13 protein-coding genes and 4 tRNA genes are annotated in these 18,756 nt (G+C 50.5%); 12 read left to right on the top strand and 5 right to left on the bottom strand.

The genetic code is table 11. The annotated features are described in order from the left end of the window. Positions 1 to 163 precede the first annotated feature (163 nt). Both E7747_RS06350 and E7747_RS06345 read right to left on the bottom strand, forming a co-directional pair. The gene (locus tag E7747_RS06350) at positions 164 to 493 is read right to left on the bottom strand and encodes a cell division protein ZapA (protein ID WP_123613615.1); all 330 of its coding nucleotides are present in this window, start codon (positions 491 to 493) and stop codon (positions 164 to 166) included. Continuing rightward, a complete protein-coding gene (locus E7747_RS06345) occupies positions 493 to 786 on the bottom strand; it encodes a DUF3450 domain-containing protein (protein WP_123613616.1) in 294 nt (97 codons plus the stop codon). The genes E7747_RS06350 and E7747_RS06345 overlap by 1 nt, the downstream gene beginning before the upstream one ends. Before the next feature lie 293 nt (positions 787 to 1,079). Between E7747_RS06345 and E7747_RS06340 the strand changes: the two genes are divergently transcribed. The 5 genes from E7747_RS06340 to E7747_RS06320 all read left to right on the top strand — a co-directional run bounded on the left by E7747_RS06340 (position 1,080) and on the right by E7747_RS06320 (position 5,790). Further along, complete coding sequence (locus tag E7747_RS06340; protein ID WP_228449274.1) at positions 1,080 to 3,479, top strand: SLBB domain-containing protein; 2,400 nt, start codon at positions 1,080 to 1,082, stop codon at positions 3,477 to 3,479. A 30-nt stretch (positions 3,480 to 3,509) separates the two neighbouring features. After that, complete coding sequence (locus tag E7747_RS06335; RefSeq protein ID WP_136414817.1) at positions 3,510 to 4,628, top strand: Wzz/FepE/Etk N-terminal domain-containing protein; 1,119 nt, start codon at positions 3,510 to 3,512, stop codon at positions 4,626 to 4,628. A gap of 25 nt (positions 4,629 to 4,653) precedes the next feature. Next, on the top strand, positions 4,654 to 5,448 hold the full coding sequence (locus E7747_RS06330; protein ID WP_168185256.1) for a M23 family metallopeptidase: 795 nt from the start codon (positions 4,654 to 4,656) through the stop codon (positions 5,446 to 5,448). Between the two features lie 115 nt (positions 5,449 to 5,563). Further along, positions 5,564 to 5,641, top strand: a tRNA-Val gene (locus E7747_RS06325). 74 nt (positions 5,642 to 5,715) lie between these two features. Further along, positions 5,716 to 5,790: transfer RNA gene (locus E7747_RS06320), tRNA-Val, on the top strand. 281 nt (positions 5,791 to 6,071) lie between these two features. Here the strand turns inward: E7747_RS06320 and E7747_RS06315 are convergent. Both E7747_RS06315 and E7747_RS06310 read right to left on the bottom strand, forming a co-directional pair. Beyond that, a tRNA-Asn gene (locus tag E7747_RS06315) sits at positions 6,072 to 6,145 on the bottom strand. A gap of 31 nt (positions 6,146 to 6,176) precedes the next feature. After that, positions 6,177 to 6,253, bottom strand: a tRNA-Asn gene (locus E7747_RS06310). Positions 6,254 to 6,494: 241 nt separating this feature from the next. On the opposite strand from E7747_RS06310, the gene E7747_RS06305 reads away from it, so the two are divergent. The 3 genes from E7747_RS06305 to mfd all read left to right on the top strand — a co-directional run bounded on the left by E7747_RS06305 (position 6,495) and on the right by mfd (position 11,565). Then, positions 6,495 to 7,904: a S41 family peptidase gene (locus tag E7747_RS06305; RefSeq protein WP_136414814.1), complete on the top strand. Its 1,410-nt coding sequence runs from the start codon at positions 6,495 to 6,497 to the stop codon at positions 7,902 to 7,904. Next, entirely contained in the window at positions 7,901 to 8,143 is a 243-nt protein-coding gene (locus E7747_RS06300) for a hypothetical protein (protein ID WP_136414812.1), read from the top strand. The genes E7747_RS06305 and E7747_RS06300 overlap by 4 nt, the downstream gene beginning before the upstream one ends. A gap of 86 nt (positions 8,144 to 8,229) precedes the next feature. Then, positions 8,230 to 11,565, top strand: coding sequence for a transcription-repair coupling factor (gene mfd / locus E7747_RS06295; RefSeq protein ID WP_136414810.1), 3,336 nt, complete (start codon positions 8,230 to 8,232; stop codon positions 11,563 to 11,565). A gap of 134 nt (positions 11,566 to 11,699) precedes the next feature. Here mfd and E7747_RS06290 read toward each other — a convergent pair whose 3' ends face one another. Continuing rightward, positions 11,700 to 11,873 (bottom strand): histone H1, encoded by a 174-nt coding sequence (locus E7747_RS06290; RefSeq protein ID WP_123613621.1) that lies wholly within the window; start codon positions 11,871 to 11,873, stop codon positions 11,700 to 11,702. 234 nt (positions 11,874 to 12,107) lie between these two features. Between E7747_RS06290 and E7747_RS06285 the strand changes: the two genes are divergently transcribed. The 4 genes from E7747_RS06285 (at position 12,108) to infB (ending at position 18,732) form a co-directional block, all read left to right on the top strand. Continuing rightward, positions 12,108 to 13,394, top strand: coding sequence for a M16 family metallopeptidase (locus tag E7747_RS06285; protein ID WP_136414808.1), 1,287 nt, complete (start codon positions 12,108 to 12,110; stop codon positions 13,392 to 13,394). 243 nt (positions 13,395 to 13,637) lie between these two features. After that, on the top strand, positions 13,638 to 14,105 hold the full coding sequence (gene rimP, locus E7747_RS06280; RefSeq protein WP_136414806.1) for a ribosome assembly cofactor RimP: 468 nt from the start codon (positions 13,638 to 13,640) through the stop codon (positions 14,103 to 14,105). 39 nt (positions 14,106 to 14,144) lie between these two features. Continuing rightward, entirely contained in the window at positions 14,145 to 15,530 is a 1,386-nt protein-coding gene (gene nusA, locus E7747_RS06275) for a transcription termination factor NusA (protein WP_123613624.1), read from the top strand. Positions 15,531 to 15,624: 94 nt separating this feature from the next. Continuing rightward, on the top strand, positions 15,625 to 18,732 hold the full coding sequence (gene infB / locus E7747_RS06270; protein ID WP_136414805.1) for a translation initiation factor IF-2: 3,108 nt from the start codon (positions 15,625 to 15,627) through the stop codon (positions 18,730 to 18,732). The last annotated feature ends 24 nt before the right edge of the window (positions 18,733 to 18,756 follow it).

Here is an 18,756-nt window from a genome sequence, read left to right as displayed (position 1 = left end):
GTGATAATATAATAAAAAAAGCACGGTCAGACACCCGGCTTCTCGCGCCTGCGGCATCCCGCAGTGTGATGACAGCCTCAAAGAGTGTTGAGCGTGCGTGAATTCGTTTTTCCAGTGAGGGGGGAGAACCCCGTCTAATCGTAAAATTCGCCTGACAGATGAATCAAGGCACTCTTGCCGGGTTTCCGCTGTCGGGAGTGAGTTCAAAAAGCATCTTGTCGAGGCTTTTTTCCAGTCCGGACAAGGTTTTATCGACCCTGTCCGACATTTCCATCGCACCGAAATAAAGCTGGGCGAACCTGAAAGTCACCATTGCAAGTATCTCGGAAGAGGACTTGTCTTTGAAATCATCCATAGCAGACCATTTCCGCCACAGTTCATTTATATTGGCTTCGGCCCGTCTGACCAGCTCTTCCTGACTTGCGGGGATGCGCAACTGCATGCGGGGCTGATCGGCTATACGGATTGATATATTAAGAATCTTATCAGTCATCAAAGGCTTAACTGGTTGATGCACTTGTCGATTTCGCGCACTAATTCAGCAAGCACGGCACGTGTGGCCTCGACATCGCGATGGTCGGGAGTGAGCACGGACGCCACTTTCAGATATTCAATCTGGCGGTCACGCTCCTGAAGTTCCCGTTTCTGCCGGACAATCACAGCCTCAAGCTCGTCAATCCGCTTATGTGCGTCGGCAAGAGCATCGCGCATGAGGCCGTAGCGTTCGACCATCAGGGCTGCTTTGGCCTCGATTTTATTTATTCGTTCCTGAAGGTTTGCAGCCATGCTTGTCTAAATTTTCACACAAAAGTAATAATTTATTCAGTAATCATGTTCATAGACCCGAAAAAATTTAACCGCGGAGAAGTTTGTTTAACAAATTTTAAGCAATTATTCGACGAATTTCCCAAAATAGCACCGACCGGCCGCACCATCTCCTCCGCGAGTTAAATTTTCACAAAACAGTTTACAGCTCAACTATTGTATAATACACTGAAAGTTACTACCTTTGCACCAAATTTTGCATCCCTTGACGCGCAATGCTGCTATATGGGGGTTATTTACACAACAACAACCTTATGAAAATCAAACCTTTTCTTTTTACGTTGCTTCTGCTGGCCGGAGCTATGTCTGCTTCGGCGGCTATGACCGACGACCAAGTAGTTCAATATGTCAAGGCACAAATGGCCCTCGGCAAATCAGAGCAACAGATTGGGCACGAACTCGTTGCCAAAGGTGTCACACCCGAGCAGGTGAAACGCCTCAAAGCCAAGTATGACGCCGGCACCCTTGAGACCGGCGACCAGCCTGTGACCGCCGGCGAAGGACGCTCGCGCGCGCAGCGTACCACCGGCGAGACAAGCGTTGTATTCGAGGATGTAATCCAGAATCCCGAAGCAAACGAAGTAGAGCCGGCCAGCGTCAGCAAAATTTTCGGCCACAATGTGTTCAATTCAAGAAACCTCACTTTTGAGCCGAACGAAAACGTCGCCACTCCGCAGGACTACCGCCTCGGCCCCGGCGACGAGGTCGTGATTGACATCTGGGGTGTCAGCGAAGACCACCTCCGCAGCACTATTTCACCTGAAGGAAGCATCATGATTGCCCAGCTTGGCCCGATCTATCTGAACGGAATGACAATCAATCAGGCAAACGACCATATCCGCTCGGCATTCTCATCGAAATATTCAGGAGTCGACAACGAAGCGACAGATATCGCCGTGACACTTGGTCAGATGCGAACCATTCAGGTAAACATCATGGGTGAAGTATCCACCCCGGGCACATATCGCCTCTCTCCGTTCTCAACCGTATTCCATGCGCTCTACAATGCCGGCGGCATCAACGACATCGGTTCACTCCGTAACGTGGAAGTACGCCGAAACGGCCGCAAGGTTGCCGATGTCGACATCTATGACTTCCTGTTCAACGGCAATCAGAAAGGCAACATCCGCCTGCAGGAAGGCGACATCATCATGGTTCCGCCCTATACCCAGCTCGTAAACGTGACCGGCAATGTCAAGCGCCCGATGTTCTATGAGTTGAAGCCGTCTGAAACTCTTGGAAACGCGATCGAATTTGCCGGAGGCTTCTCAGGCGACGCTTACACAGAAATGGTACGCGTGGCACGACAGTCAGGAAAAGAAAAAGAACTTTACAACATCGCACAAGCCGAATATGACAGCTACCGTCTCAACGACGGTGACATCGTAACTGTCGGAACTATCCTTGACCGCTACAGCAATCAGGTAGAACTCCGTGGTGCGGCCATGCGCCCCGGCCTCTTCTCACTCGGCTCAGGCATTTCTACAATCCGCGACCTTATCCGCAGCGCCGACGGTCTTGCCGAAGACGCATACACCTCACGCGCGATGCTTTACCGCGAAGCTCCGGATCTGACTCTCGTTGCAGAATCCGTTGACCTCGGAGCTATTCTTAACGGCACAGCCCCCGACGTGACCCTTAAGCGCAACGACGTACTTATCATCTCAAGCGTAAGAGAAATCTTCGACCGCGGAGGATTCTCAATCCGAGGCAGCGTAGCAAACCCCGGCACATATCCTTATGCTGAAAACACCTCTATCGAAGACCTCATTCTTACAGCCGGCGGTCTTCTCGAAGGCGCATCTTATGCCAAAGTCGATGTTTCACGCCGTATTGTCGATCCCATGTCGGTTACATCTGACGCCCAGATCGCCCGTACATATACATTCTCACTTAAAGACGGACTTCTCCTTGGCGACGACAACGAATTCGTTCTCCAGCCTTACGACATCGTTGAAGTGCGCCGCAGCCCCAACTATGTTCCGCAGCAGTTCATCGAAATAGCAGGCGAAGTGACATTTGCCGGCGGATATGTGCTTCAGGAACGCAACGAACGCATCAGCAGCTTTATAAAGCGTGCCGGCGGTCTCACTCCCGAGGCTTATGTGCGTGGAGCAAACCTCATGCGCAAAATGACCGAAGAAGAAAAAGCGGCCCGCGACGAGACACTGCGCCTTGCAAGAGGCTCGGCCGGTGAAGACTCTATCTCAATCGGCAAACTTCAGGTTTCGGATTATTATTCTGTCGGTATCGACCTTGAAAAGGCTCTTGCCAACCCTGGTAGCGACGATGACATCGTACTCCGCGCCGATGACCGCCTGTTTGTTCCGGGACAGATAAGCACAGTTAAAATTTCAGGCGACGTGATGGTTCCCAATACCGTAACCTACAAGCCGGGTCTGAAGATAAAAGATTATATCAATCTCGCCGGTGGCTATGGCGACCGCGCCAACAAGAAAAGAGCTTTCATCGTATACATGAACGGCATGGTGGCACGAGCAAAAAAGAATACGCCAATCGAGCCCGGATGCCAGATTATCATTCCGTCAAAACCCGACAAACAGGCATTCGACTGGACAAAGGCTCTTGCAATCGCATCGACACTCGGTTCGCTCGGTACAATGAGCGCGGCAGTCGCAACTATGTTTAAATAAAATTTCCACCTCTCATTATCCTATCATATTATGAGCAATGAAAATGATGCGCTTGTTCGCACCGATCACGACGAAGAAGAAATAGATCTCCTTGAAATCGCCGCGAAATTGTGGAAATCACGTCGTACGATCTTCACGTATGCCGGTATTGCTGCCATTGTCGGACTTGTCGTAGCGTTCAGCATTCCCAAAGAATACACAACGACCATAAAGCTTGCGCCCGAACTTAGCGGAAATAATACCGGAGGCGCAGGCAAGCTTGGATCTCTGGCAGCAATGGCTGGTATCAACCTCAACAGCGCAAGCGCCGGAGCAGATGCCGTAATGCCTCCGCTCTACCCTGATGTGCTGTCTTCAGGTCCATTTCTCGTAGGTCTTTTTGATGTACCCGTGACAGAAAGCAAGACCGATTCCACCTATACAGTATATTCCTATATAGAAGACCATACTTCCGGCACATGGTGGGGCTATCTTTTCGGATTGCCACTCAAAGCCGTCGGTGGAATAGTCTCATTCTTCCGCGATGAAGATGAAGAAGAAGGCGGCGACGGGACAACCAACCCCTTCCGTCTCACAAAAGATCAGCAGGAAGTCAAAGAAGCGCTGGCAGAACGCATCGTGTGTTCTTATGATGAAGAGACCGGTGTGAATACAATTTCGGTAACCATGCAGAATCCGCTTGTTTCCGCTCTGCTTGCCGACACTGTGGCAGCCCACCTTCAGGCATTCATCACGGACTATCGAACATCAAAGGCCCGTCAGGACCTCGCATATGCCAACCAGCTCAACGAGGAGGCCCGCAAGGATTACTATGACGCTCAGCAGCGTCTTGCTGACTATCTTGACCGCAACCAAGGACTCAGCCTACATTCGGCTCAGGTTACCCGCGAACGCCTCACGAATGAAGCCAACCTTGCGTTCAGCCTGTTCAACCAGACATCACAGCAGCTTCAGATGGCCAAAGCCAAGGTGCAGGAAACGACACCGGTTTATGCTACAGTCGAACCGGCCACAGTCCCCATCAAACCTTCAAAGCCGTCAAAGCCTATGATTCTTATCGGCTTCGTATTCCTCGGAGCAGTCATGGCCTGCGCCAAGATACTCTTCTCCGACACCATTAATTCGGTAAAGAAAATCATCACGCAATAATATCCCGCATCACACATCCATAATCGTGAACTTGAATCTTCAATCTTCACTATTACTTATCACGCTCGCAGCCACACCGGTTGCGAGCGCTGATATTGTAGTATTTGGGAATGACACCGTCGTTACCGACACCATCCCTCTCCAGCCGTCAGATTTAGACAAAATAATCTCAGCCATGACCGAATCTGTCAGGCAGCAAGACACACAAGTTCTGAATACGACCCTCGACTACATGGGAAGCCTTTTTGATGCAGGATTCATAGGCTTCAATAAGGCCGGAGCTCTGTTCAGCAAAGGAAAAGCTCCGGAGGGAGATGTACATATAAACGTAAGCGAATTCGTCATGCCGGCAAGAGGTCCTATCACATCCGTTTTCGGACCTCGCAAACGCAAATCAAAGCGCAAGACCATCCGCATGCACAGAGGCATTGATATCGGCATCAAGAAAGGAGATATCATACGCGCCGCATTTCCGGGATATGTCGCCACTACAGGCTACGATAAACGTGGATATGGCTATTATATCATAATGAGCCATCCAAATGGATTGCAGACATTATATGCGCACCTCGACTCCATAACTGTTGTTCCCACGACCACACTTAAAGCCGGAGACCCGATAGCTATCGGCGGATCAAGCGGAAATTCAACAGGACCACATCTCCATTTCGAAACCCGTTATTGCGCTCTGCCGATCAACCCGGAAGATATAATCAATTTTCCGGCCGGCAAAATACATAGCGCCACATATATTTTTAATAAAGAAAAATTACTTCGCGACCAGGCTGCAGCCGTTGAATCTGTATCTAAGGCTCAATAAAAGGGTCTTTTTTCACCATTTTTCGACTATTTTTCAAAAAATATTGAAAAAAATCGCCGAAAAATTTGCACAATCCAAAAATCATGCCTAACTTTGCAACGCTTTAAGCGAGAAAGGGCGCTTAGCTCAGCTGGTTCAGAGCGTCTGCCTTACAAGCAGAGGGTCGGGGGTTCGAATCCCTCAGCGCCCACCAAAGAAACTTATCTCGCTTTTAGATTTAGACCAATCACGGAAGAAACCCTTGAATCTTCCATAAATCATTTCAAGGGGCGCTTAGCTCAGCTGGTTCAGAGCGTCTGCCTTACAAGCAGAGGGTCGGGGGTTCGAATCCCTCAGCGCCCACTAAAGAATAAGACTAAGAGTACTCTTAGTCTTATTCTTTTTATATACCTACAAGCCACACCCCTCCCACCGGGGCAGCGGAGTTTCATGAACAGCCGATTTCGGGGCCAGCAGAATCTTCCCGGTTGACACTTGAGGCCCTCCGCCGACCCGCTCTCAGCTACACTGCGTAGCCAGTCTAAACATAAGAATTATCACGACGCTCCACGCGACGCCGCATATACAAAAAAAGAAAAGGATGAAAACCGTATAGGCTTCATCCTTTTTAATTCTTTTCTTAGCGCTTCAGGATGGGCTTGAACCAACGACCCCCTGATTAACAGTCAGGTGCTCTAACCAACTGAGCTACTGAAGCAAATGTTTGCTTGAAAAGAATATGTCTTTTTTGGCGCTTCAGGATGGGCTTGAACCAACGACCCCCTGATTAACAGTCAGGTGCTCTAACCAACTGAGCTACTGAAGCAGTCTCCCAAACAACCCTCAGGCTGAACGGTGCAATTTGAGAGGATTCCTCTTATTTTTGCGTTGCAAAATTACGCTGTTTTTTTTTATTGTGCAACCTTTTTAAGGAAAAAATGATACCAAAAACATTTTTTCTTGCATTTTTTTGAAAAAATCTGACTATTTGGTAGTTTATTTGTTGTAATTATTGACTAACTTTGGTCTCCGTTTCAACGATTTTATCAATTCAGCATACGATTTCTATGAAAAAGCTAACACTCCTTGCCGCGCTGCTCGTCGCTATAAGTGTTATTGCTCCTGCAGCAACGCGGAGCAAAAAAAGCGAGATATCGCGCAACCTCGACATTTTTAATGCCCTCTATAAGGAATTGCAGACTTTTTATGTCGATTCGATTGATGCCGAAAAGTCAATCAATACCGCTATTGCAGCGATGTTGAACGACATTGACCCTTATACAGAATATTTTTCTGCCAAGGAGCAGGATCAGTTCCGCACCATGACCACCGGAGAATACGGAGGCATAGGCTCTGTAATCCAGCAGACACCCAAAGGTGTCGTTGTCGTCGAACCATACAAAGGAAGTCCGGCACAGCAGGCCGGTCTGCGTCCTGGCGACATCTTTCTACAGATTGACGGCGATACTGTCAGCAGCTGGACATCTGACAAAGTGAGCGAAAAACTCAAAGGTCAGAGCGGTTCTACACTGAAACTTGTCATGAAACGCCCGTGGGTGGAAGATTCGATTCTAAATTTCGAACTCAAACGAGGTAAGATTCAGATGCCTTCCGTTCCATACGTAGGCATGATACGTCCCGGCATCGGATACGTAGGTCTCACCACATTCTCAGAAAAAAGTTATCCTGAAGTACGCGCCGGAGTGGAGCAACTAATCAAGGATGGAGCCAAAGGTCTCATTCTTGACCTTCGCGGAAATGGAGGCGGCCTCGTGGAAAGTGCCGTTGAAATACTCGGCATGTTTCTGCCGAAAGGCACAACTGTCTTGACCACTCGCGGAAAAGGCGTTCTCAACGAAAAGGTTTATCGCACGAGTGTAAATCCTGTCGACACAAAGATTCCACTGGCAGTGCTTGTCGACGGCAGTTCGGCATCGGCGTCTGAAATTGTGACCGGCGCATTGCAGGATCTTGACCGCGCTGTGGTAATCGGAAACCGCTCATTTGGCAAAGGACTCGTACAGAGCACACGCGAACTCCCCTACGACGGTCTTCTTAAAGTGACCGTAGCGAAATATTATATTCCTTCCGGCCGTCTCATACAGGCTATCGACTATTCACACCGCAACCCGGACGGCACGGTGGCCCGTATACCCGACAGCCTTACAAGCGTGTTTAAAACCGCAGGTGGCCGCGAAGTCCGCGACGGTGGCGGCATAACCCCGGATATCAAGATTGAATATCCCGAAGTCAACAGAATGACATTTAACGTCGTCCGCGACAACTGGGCCTTTGATTTTGCAAATAAGTATGCTGCTGAACACGATACCGTAGCCTCTCCTGAAACATTTGAAGTGACCGACGAAATCTATGAACAATTTAAAAACTTCATTGATCCGGCCAAATTCAATTACGATAAAGTGTGCGAGAACGCTATCGAACAGCTACGCGAAATAGCAAAAGTCGAGGGTATATGAACGACTCCACATCCGCACAGTTCGACATTCTTGCCTCAATGCTTAAACATGACCTCAAACGTGATCTCGACCTCAACCGCAAGAATCTGTCTCCGTATATCGCCCGCGAAATACTTAACCGCTACTATTTCAACCGCGGCGAAGTGATATATTCGCTACGAGACGATGAAGCCGTCGACTCTGCAGTGGAAATACTCTCTACTCCCCGCTTCGACGAAATTCTCGGCAAGAAGCAATGATAATGCTACCGTCCGCATGAAAGCGAAAGCATCCATGCAGATACGTGAAATCAATATCAAGCACATAAATCATACCCTGTGATTTCATGACTATTCAGCAACTAAGCGATGAATTTATGACCTCACGCCGCCGGGATGCCCTGAAAAAGGCGCTCGGCGGCGAGGCTGCTATAATATCTGTCTACAATCTCGCGGGATCGTCTCCGGCAATGATGCTCGGTGCGCTCCCGAAATGCAAGATGCCAACTGTAGTGGTCGGAGACTCTCTCGATGACGCAGGCTATATCTACCACGATCTCACACGCCTTGTCGGAGAATCCGGAGTATTGATGTTCCCGTCAGGCTACAAACGTGATATTAAATACGGACAAATCGATGCTCCATCCCAGATTCTGCGTACGGAAGCCCTTAACCTATGGCATTCCGACCGCGCACCGCTCTATGTCGTCACTTATCCCGAGGCGTTAGCCGAAAAAGTGGCACGTCGTGAAATCATCGACAAACACACACTCCATCTGCGCAAAGATAGCGAAGCCGACCTCATCGAAACCATTAAGTGGCTACGTAAAAACGGATTTATCGAAGTTGATTATGTCTATGAACCCGGACAGTTCGCTGCCAGAGGTTCAATCCTCGATATTTTCGGATATAGCCACGAACTTCCGTTCCGCATTGACTTTTTCGGCGACGAAATAGACTCGATACGCACTTTCAACATCGAAACGCAGCTCTCAGAGTCAAAAATCGATGAGGTTGCCATAACGTCAGGCGTAGCCTCACAGTCGTCAGGAGAATCGCTGCTTGAATATATCGACCCCGCAACGCTGTTTGTCGTTCGCGATGCAGCTTTCACCGTCGAACGCATAAAAGCAATCGGGAATGAAGAAATGTCGCAAAGCGCCATCGTCGCAGGCGAATCTGATGCCAATGCAATGAAACAGGTTGTCGACGGAGAAGCCTTCGAACGTAAATTCGCCACATTCTCCCAACTCCGCTTCACCGCAGCAGCACAGCCTGACCCCTCGGCAAAAGCCGCCATTGATTTCAAATGCTCTCCTCAGGTAATCTATCACAAAAATTTCGAACTGATAAGCGAAAGCTTCACCAAGTTCCTCAGCGAAGGATATCGACTCTATATACTCAGTGACAGCGAAAAACAGATCGAGCGTCTGAAAGTCATATTCGATGACCGTGGCGATAAAATCGACTTCACCCCTGTCATATCCACGCTCCACGAAGGTTTCACAGACCATTCGTTGAAGATATGCGTCTTCACAGACCATCAAATCTTCGACCGCTTCCATAAATATACACTCAAAAGCGACAGAGCCCGCTCCGGAAAACTCGCGCTCTCGCTCAAGGAACTGAGCGCCATCGAGCCGGGCGATTTCATTGTCCATGTCGACCACGGAGTCGGTAAATTCGCAGGTCTCCTCCGCACGAATGTCAACGGTAAGACACAGGAAATGATCAAACTCGTCTATGCCAACGACGACATAATATTCGTCTCGATCCACGCGCTCCATAAGTTGGCCAAATACAGAGGCAAGGAGGGTGTCGCACCAAAAATCAACAAACTCGGTTCTGGGGCATGGAACAAGATGAAGGAGCGCACCAAATCAAAACTAAAAGATATTGCCCGCGACCTAATCAAGCTCTACGCCGCACGTAAAGAGGAAAAAGGCCATGCCTTTGCCCCCGACAGCTATCTGCAACAGGAACTTGAAGCCTCATTTATCTATGAAGATACCCCCGACCAGCTGACGGCGACCAAGGCAGTCAAGGCTGACATGGAAAGTGACAAACCAATGGACCGCCTGATTTGCGGCGATGTAGGTTTTGGAAAAACAGAGATTGCCATCCGCGCAGCATTCAAGGCAGCTGTTGACGGCAAACAGACCGCCGTACTCGTCCCAACCACAGTGCTTGCCTATCAGCATTACAACACATTCCGCGAACGGCTCAAAGACCTGCCGGTCCGTGTTGACTATATTTCACGCGCGCGCACCACAAAACAGGTAAAACAAATTGTCAAGGACCTTGCCGACGGCAAGATAGACATTCTCATAGGCACACACAAACTCATAGGGAAAGAAGTAAAATTCAAGGATCTCGGACTGCTGATCGTGGACGAGGAACAGAAATTCGGTGTTGCCGTCAAGGAAAAACTGAAGCAGATGAAAGTAAGCGTCGACACCCTTACCATGAGTGCGACACCGATACCGCGCACTCTGCAATTCTCTCTAATGGGCGCACGCGACCTCACGTCGCTCAACACTCCTCCGGCCAACCGCTATCCCATCATAACCTCGGTCTGCGCCGGCAGCGACGACATAATAGCCGAAGCCGTCAACTTCGAACTGTCGCGCAACGGTCAGGTCTTCATGATCAACAACCGTATCGAAGGGCTCTACGAACTTGAAGCGCAGGTGAAACGCCTCATTCCGGACGCACGCACAATAGTGGCTCACGGACAGATGCCCCCGGAAAAACTTGAGAAGGCAATCATTGATTTCGCCAATCACGACTATGACGTGCTCATTGCCACGACAATCATCGAGAGCGGCATTGACATGCCCAACGTAAACACAATCATAGTAAACAACGCCCAGAATTTCGGACTCAGCGAACTTCATCAGCTTAGAGGCCGCGTCGGGCGCAGCAATCGCAAAGCCTTCTGTTATCTCCTCGTACCACCCCACATCCCGCTCTCGCCGGTCGCACGCAGACGACTGCAAGCCATCGAGAGCTTCAGCGACCTTGGCAGCGGCATCCACATCGCAATGCAGGACCTCGACATTCGTGGAGCGGGCAACCTTCTCGGCGCAGAGCAGTCGGGCTTCATCGCCGACCTCGGCTATGAGACATATCAGAAAATACTCAAGGAAGCTGTCACCGAACTTCGCACCGAAGAATTCTCCGATCTCGAGCAGGCCGACCGCCTCGGCGACGATGAGACCACCGACTACGTGGCCGACTGTGTAATCGAAAGCGACATGGAGCTTCTTCTGCCGGCCGATTACGTTCCGACCGAAAGCGAACGCATCTCACTCTATCAGGAACTCGACGGAATCGAACGTGAACTCGATCTTCAGGCATTCAAGGCTCGTCTTATCGACCGTTTCGGAACAATTCCGGCAGTCACGGCCGAACTTCTTCGTATTCCCCGTCTCCGGCGACTCGCCCGACGCCTCGGCATCGAAAAAGTATCCCTTAAACAAGGTAAGATGTACACCTATTTCGTTGACGAAAGCAACAAGGCATATTACCAGTCGGAAATGTTCGGCAAAATGCTCGGTTATCTTACCGCTCATCCACGGCGCGTGCAGATACGTGAACGCAACGGAAAACGCTCTTTCGCTATCGCCGATGTCGACACGGTGGAATCAGCCGTAGCCATACTTCAGGAAATCATCGACTGATAATCTGAATCGATCCGCTGCTTTATAATATAAGGAACGCGGTGACTATGCACTGATTAAAACAGGCATGGTCACCGCGTCCCTTATCTCGTGCTGAAAACATTCAGCACTCTGATACTGATTTCTTCGTGTCTTTACTTTCCGGCTGCGATCGAGTCTTTGCGGAATTGCTTCAGAAGCTTTTCGATTTCAAGAGAAGCCTTGCGTGCGCGAGCACCAGCTGCCTTGTTGCCGTTTTCCACTTGGGCCATAGCGTCTTTTGCAAAAGCTTCAAAATTTGAAGTGAGTTGTTCAACGAGAGTTTTCATCGGTGATTTTGGGGTTTAAATTGTTATTGTTATAAGAGAATATCGGCTATTAACCAAAGTGATAAGCAACAGCCTATTGCTCATGCTGCAAATATACGGACAAAAAAAGTTATTTTGCAATAATTTCGTTAAAAAAACGACGTTAACAAGCTCTGAGTCCACACTTTTTATCCTTTTTGCAGTGTTTTCGCTTATTTTTCATAACTTTGACCCCGCTTTTAGCATAATTATATCATGATTGACTTTAATCGCTTCACACTATCCAACGGTCTGCGTGTCATCCACAACTACGACCCCACCACTGCAATGGTGGCTGTAAATGTCCTATATAATGTCGGTTCGCGCGATGAAGACCCTTCAATGACCGGACTGGCCCACCTTTTCGAACACCTTATGTTCGGTGGATCGGTCAATATTCCCGATTTCGACGCTGAAATCGAACGAGCCGGAGGCATGAACAACGCATGGACCTCGAATGATTTTACCAATTTCTATGACGTCGCTCCGGCGAGAAACTTCGAGACCCTGCTGTGGCTTGAAAGTGACCGAATGCTCGGACTTGCCTTTTCCGAAAAATCACTTGAAGTGCAGCGCAATGTAGTCATCGAGGAATTCAAACAGACCCACCTCAACCGGCCATACGGCGACCTATTCCATAAACTCCGTTCACTAGTCTATCACACTCACCCCTATTCAATCCCGACAATAGGCAAAGAGCCGGCACATATCGAGAAGGTGACGCGCGACGATGTGCGCGACTTCTTCTACAGCCATTATGCCCCCAACAACGCCGTGCTTGCAATCAGCGGAAACGTCACGCCCGACCAAGTACGTCGCGGAGTGGAAAGATGGTTTGACTCAATTCCACGCCGTGACATCAAGCCTCGCACCTACCAGCCGGAACCGCTTCCGGATGCTCCACGCGAGCTTGAAGTCCGTGGCCATGTCCCCCAGACATGTGTTGTCGTGGCCTACCCCATGCCCGGCTATGGACAGCCCGGCTATATCGAATGTGACCTTATCACCGATATTCTCGCTTCAGGAAGGTCATCGCGCTTCTACAGACGCCTTCTCCTCGGAGGCGACCTTTTCACCTCGGCCGACGCATCGATTATCGGAAGTGAAGAACCCGGCATGCTCATGCTCAAAGGCCATCTCGAAGACCCCTCAGAGGCCACAGCCCGCAAAGCAGTGGAACGCCTTATGGCTGAAGCATCCGAACTGTGCTATCAGGCTTCACGGCTCGACAGGCTGTCCTACAATCTCACCGAAGCCCGCCCCGGCGGAGTCACACCTTACGAAGTGGAACGGGCTATCAACCGTTTTGCAAGCGACTTCACATTTTCGTCGCTCAGCTATCTTCAGCGCGCCCAAGCTTTGGCAATGGCCGAGATGCACGGCGAGGACATCAACGAAATCGTACCTGCCTATCGCCGCGTGACCACCGCCATGATAGCCACTACCGCACGTCGCGTCATCGATCCCGCTCATGCCTGTACTTTGATCTATAGACCCGAGTGAAATCAACCGACGGACTTTGCGATGAATTTACATGCCTCCATGGATCACCCAGAGTTAAAAAATGCTAAATAAATCCTCATTCACCTTTGGTTTAAGGGCTTTGATTTGCAGGAATTTATAATTTTTACTAAATTTGCACCCAGAAAGTCACGGAGGAGGCCACGAGCTTCCTCCATTTATTTTTATATTGTCGGGTATGACGGTATGAAAATTACACACAAACTCTAAGACGACACTAAGATTATGATAGATAAAACAGAAATTCGCCGCTTGGTCGACGAGGCTATAGCCGCGACCGATGCTTTTGTGGTCGACATTATCGTTTCGACTGGCAATGATATCGTCATCGAACTTGACAGCCCGACAGGTGTCGATCTCGACTTTTGCGCAGAGCTAAACCGCAAGCTTCAGGAAGAGTTTGACCGACAGGACGAAAACTACAGTCTTGAGGTCGGTTCAGCGTCATTGACCGCACCATTCAAAGTCAAGGGTCAATATGAAAAGAACATCGGAAACGAAGTCGAAGTGCTCACACGTGACGGCAAGAAGCTCAAAGGCATCCTTACAGCAGTTGCCGACGATGATTTCACAATCGAGATAACCCGCAAGGTCAAAGGACCCGGAGCAAAACGCCCCGTAATGGTTGCCGAGCCGACAGTCATCCCCTACGCCGAGGCAAAGCAGGTGTGCTACGTGATTAATTTCAAATAAAAATATTCATTCCCACTAAAATATATAATCCCACAGATAATGGCAAGAAAAGAAGAAGCCCCCAACATGGTGGAGCGTTTCGCCGAATTCAAGGAACTGAAAAATATCGACAAGACCACCATGATCAGTGTGCTGGAGGAGTCGTTTCGAAATGTGTTGGCCAAAATGTTTGGCACAGACGAGAATCTTGATGTCATCATGAACCCCGATAAGGGCGACGTGCAGATCTTCCAGAATCTTGAAGTCGTGCCTGACGGCGAGGTGACAAACCCTAACCTCCAGATTTCACTGACCGACGCTCGTGCCGATGACGATCCCGATGTTGAAATCGGCGAGGAGCACACCAAAGAAATCTTCTTTGCCGACTTCGGACGCCGCGCCATCCTCAACCTCCGCCAGACCCTCCAGTCCAAGATTCTTGACCTTCAGAAAGAAGCTGTCTATGCCAAGTTCAAGGAACTTGAAGGCGAACTCGTGTCGGGTGAGGTATATCAGACATGGTCGCGCGAGACCCTTCTGCTCGACGACGAGAAAAATGAGCTTCTTCTGCCAAAGAGCGAATCAATCCCCGGCGACTTTTTCCGCAAGGGTGAGACTGTCCTTGCAGTCATCGCCAATGTTGACAACAAGAACAACAATCCCAAGATTACCGTATCGCGTACAAACGAAGCTTTCCTCCGCCGACTTTTCGAACGCGAAGTGCCCGAAATTGTCGATGGCCTCATCAGCATCCGTGCCGTCGCCCGCATCCCCGGCGAACGTGCGAAAATCGCAGTCGAAAGCTTCGATGACCGCATCGATCCCGTGGGCGCATGTGTAGGTGTCAAGGGTTCACGTATTCATGGCATCGTCCGCGAGCTTCGCAATGAGAACATCGATGTCATCAACTACACATCCAATCCTCAGCTCTTCATCCAGCGCGCACTCAGTCCTGCCAAGATTTCAAACATCCACCTCGACGAAGAAGAGAAGAAGGCCGAAGTGTTCCTTCACCCCGAAGAAGTTTCGCTCGCAATCGGTAAGGGCGGTCTTAACATCAAACTCGCATCCATGCTCACCGGCTATGTGATTGACGTTTACCGCGACACCCCCGAAGAAATCGACGAAGACATCTATCTCGACGAATTCAAGGATGAAATCGACGGCTGGGTCATCGACGCTCTCAAGGACATGGGTTGCATCACAGCCAAAAGCGTGCTCAAGACTCCGCGTCAGGAACTTATCGACCGCGCCGACCTCGAAGAAGACACAGTCGACAACGTTATCCGCATTCTCCGTGCCGAGTTTGAGGACGAGGACGCTCCTGCGACCCCTGCGCCCGCTGCCGCTGATACAGCAGCAGAGACAAGCACCGAAGAGACCTCTGCAGAAGCAGCTTCCGAAGAGGAAACCGCAGCTGAAGCCGAGGAGAAGCCCGAAGCCTGAATACGACATCCGCACTGAACAGTGGCAGCTATGACTGCCACTCACTCCTCCTCTCCCCTCTTAACAAATTAAAACATTACCACCTATCTCATATATGCCGAGAATAAAAATCAGTCAAGCCGCCAAAGAGTTCAACGTCACTATACAATCGTTAGCTGACCAGTTGAACAAGAAGGGTATCTCAATTGATGCCTCGAATCCTAACACCCGTCTGGATGAGAGTGCCTACGATATCCTTGTCGAGGCTTTCCAGCCCGACCGTAAGGAGCGCGAGCGCATAGACCGCATCCGTCAGGAAAAAGAAAAGGAAAAGTCTGCTTCAGCTCCGGTTAACACACCTGCCTCCCCGGCATCATCTGCAAAAGGACAGTCTGAAATACAAGGTCCGAAAGTGGTAGGCAAAATATCGCTTGACAAACATAATAATCCAATCCCCACACCCCCTGCCCCCGCTAAGGCCGCAGAAGCTCCGGCAAAACAGACTTCCGCACCTGCGCCGGCTAAAACACCTGTCAAGGAAGAATCAAAACCAGAGGTGTCAAAGCCGGAAGCTAAAGTTGAAGCACCTGTAAAGCCTGAAATGCCTAAGACAGAAGCTCCTAAAGTGGAAACTCCGAAAGCTGAAATGCCTAAATCAGAAGTAAAACCCGAAGCCCCGAAGGCCGAGGCTTCAAAGCCGGCTGAAGTTATCAAACCGGCAGAAACGGCCGTCAAGGAAACTCCTGCCGTCAAAGAGACTCCCAAAAACGAGACTCCAGCACCGGCAGCTCCAAAGAGCGCACCCAGACCTGAAGTCAAACCGACACCGAAATCCGACACTCCGAAAGTGCAGCAGAAGCCTGCACCCGCACCTGTGAAGGAGACTGTGAAGGAAACTCCCAAGCCGGAAGTCGCTCCTGCCAAACAGGAAGACGAAGTGTTCCGTTATCAGTCAGACGCTCAGGTTGTCGCACCGAAAGTGGTTGGTCACATCGACCTTTCCGCACTCAACCAGTCGACCCGTCCTAAAAAGAAATCAAAGGAAGAACGTCGCAACGAGCGCATGAACAAAAACGGTCAGAATGCCGGCGGAAATGCCTCGCAGGGCGGTGACCGCAAAAAGCGTCGTCGCATCGGTGGAAAAGTAGACATCGAAAAGACCGTAAATCAAGGCAGCGAAGGTGGTAACGGCAATAACAAGGGTGGTGGAAACAATCACGGAGGCGGTAACAACAGCCGTGGCGGCAACGATCGCGAGCGTGGCGAACGCGGAGGCCGCAACCGTGACCGCAACAAACGTCCCGTCCACACCGAGGTCAACGAAGAGGACGTACAGAAGCAGGTACGCGAAACCCTCGCCCGTCTGACATCCAAAGACAAGGGTCAGAAGAAGGGTGCCAAGTGGCGTAAGGAAAAACGCGAGGCTTTCGCCAACCGCGCACATGAGGCTGCCGTCGAAGCTGCAGCAGAAAGCAAGGTGCTTAAGCTCACCGAATTCGTTACAGCCAATGACCTCGCCGTCATGATGGATGTGCCAATCAACAACGTAATCGCAACCTGTATGAATCTCGGCGTAATGGTTTCAATCAACCAGCGCCTTGACGCAGAGACCATCAATATCGTGGCTGAGGAATTCGGCTACCAGACTGAATATGTTTCAGCTGAAGTTGTCGAAGCCATCCATCAGGAAGAGGATAACGAAGATGAACTCGTTACACGTCCCCCGATTGTCACTGTCATGGGTCACGTCGACCACGGTAAGACATCGCTTCTCGACTATATCCGCAACGCCAATGTGATTGCAGGCGAAGCCGGAGGTATCACTCAGCACATCGGTGCTTATAACGTGAAGCTCTCCGACGGCCGTCACATCACATTCCTCGACACTCCGGGTCACGAGGCATTCACCGCAATGCGAGCCCGAGGAGCCAAGGTAACTGACCTCTGTATCATCATCGTAGCCGCCGACGACAATGTCATGCCGCAGACCATCGAAGCTATCAACCATGCCTCTGCTGCCGGTGTACCTATCGTATTCGCTATTAACAAGATTGACAAGCCTGCTGCCAACCCCGACAAGATTAAGGAAGAGCTTGCGCAGATGAACTATCTCGTCGAAGAATGGGGTGGTAAATACCAGTCGCAGGACATTTCGGCCAAGAAGGGTATCGGTGTTGAGGAACTTATGGAAAAAGTGCTTCTTGAAGCCGAACTCCTCGACCTCAAGGCAAACCCCAACCGCCGCGCCACAGGTTCGATCATCGAATCGTCGCTCGACAAGGGTCGTGGCTATGTGGCTACAGTGCTCGTGCAGAACGGAACGCTCCGCGTAGGCGACACTATCCTCGCCGGTACACATTTCGGACGTGTGAAGGCAATGTTCAACGAACGTAACCAGCGCATCACCGAAGCCGGGCCTGCCGAACCGACCCTCATTCTCGGTCTCAACGGTGCGCCTACTGCCGGCGACACATTCAATGTGATGGAGACAGAGCAGGAAGCCCGTGAAATCGCCACCAAGCGCGAACAGCTCCAGCGCGAACTCGGTCTGCGTACATCCAAGCGCACGACACTCGAAGAAATCGGCCGCCGCCGTGCAATCGGCAACTTCCATGAGCTTAACATCATCGTCAAGGGCGACGTGGACGGCTCAATCGAAGCTCTTTCCGACTCGCTTATCAAGCTTTCGACCGAAGAAGTCAAAATCAACGTGCTTCACAAGGCAGTCGGAGCTATATCCGAAAGCGATGTCACCCTCGCTGCCGCATCCGATGCCATCATCATCGGTTTCCAAGTACGACCCTCCCAGGCCGCACGCCGTGCCGCCGAACGCGACGGAGTCGAAATCCGTCTTTACTCGGTCATCTATCAGGCCATCGAGGAAGTCAAGGACGCTATGGAAGGCATGCTCGCCCCCGAAATCAAAGAGGAGGTCATCGGTACAGCCGAAGTGCTCCAGACATTCCACATCTCGAAGGTCGGCACTATCGCGGGCGCTATCGTTCGCGAGGGTCGCATCAAGCGTGGATGCAAGGTGCGTCTTATCCGCGACGGTATCGTTCGCTATACAGGAGAGCTTGGTTCGCTCAAGCGCATGAAGGACGATGTCAAGGAAGTCACCTCAGGCTATGACTGCGGTCTCTCGATTGCCGGTTACAACGACGTGCAGGAAGGAGACCTCATCGAGGCTTACGAGGAAGTCGAGGTTAAGAAGAGCCTTTAAGACAGACTGCCATCCACAATCAGC

This window comes from Duncaniella dubosii (assembly GCF_004803915.1).
GTDB classification, from domain to species: Bacteria; Bacteroidota; Bacteroidia; order Bacteroidales; family Muribaculaceae; genus Duncaniella; species Duncaniella dubosii.
The sequence above is the reverse complement of the archived record's forward strand: the minus strand, read 5'-3'. Positions and strand labels throughout refer to the sequence as shown.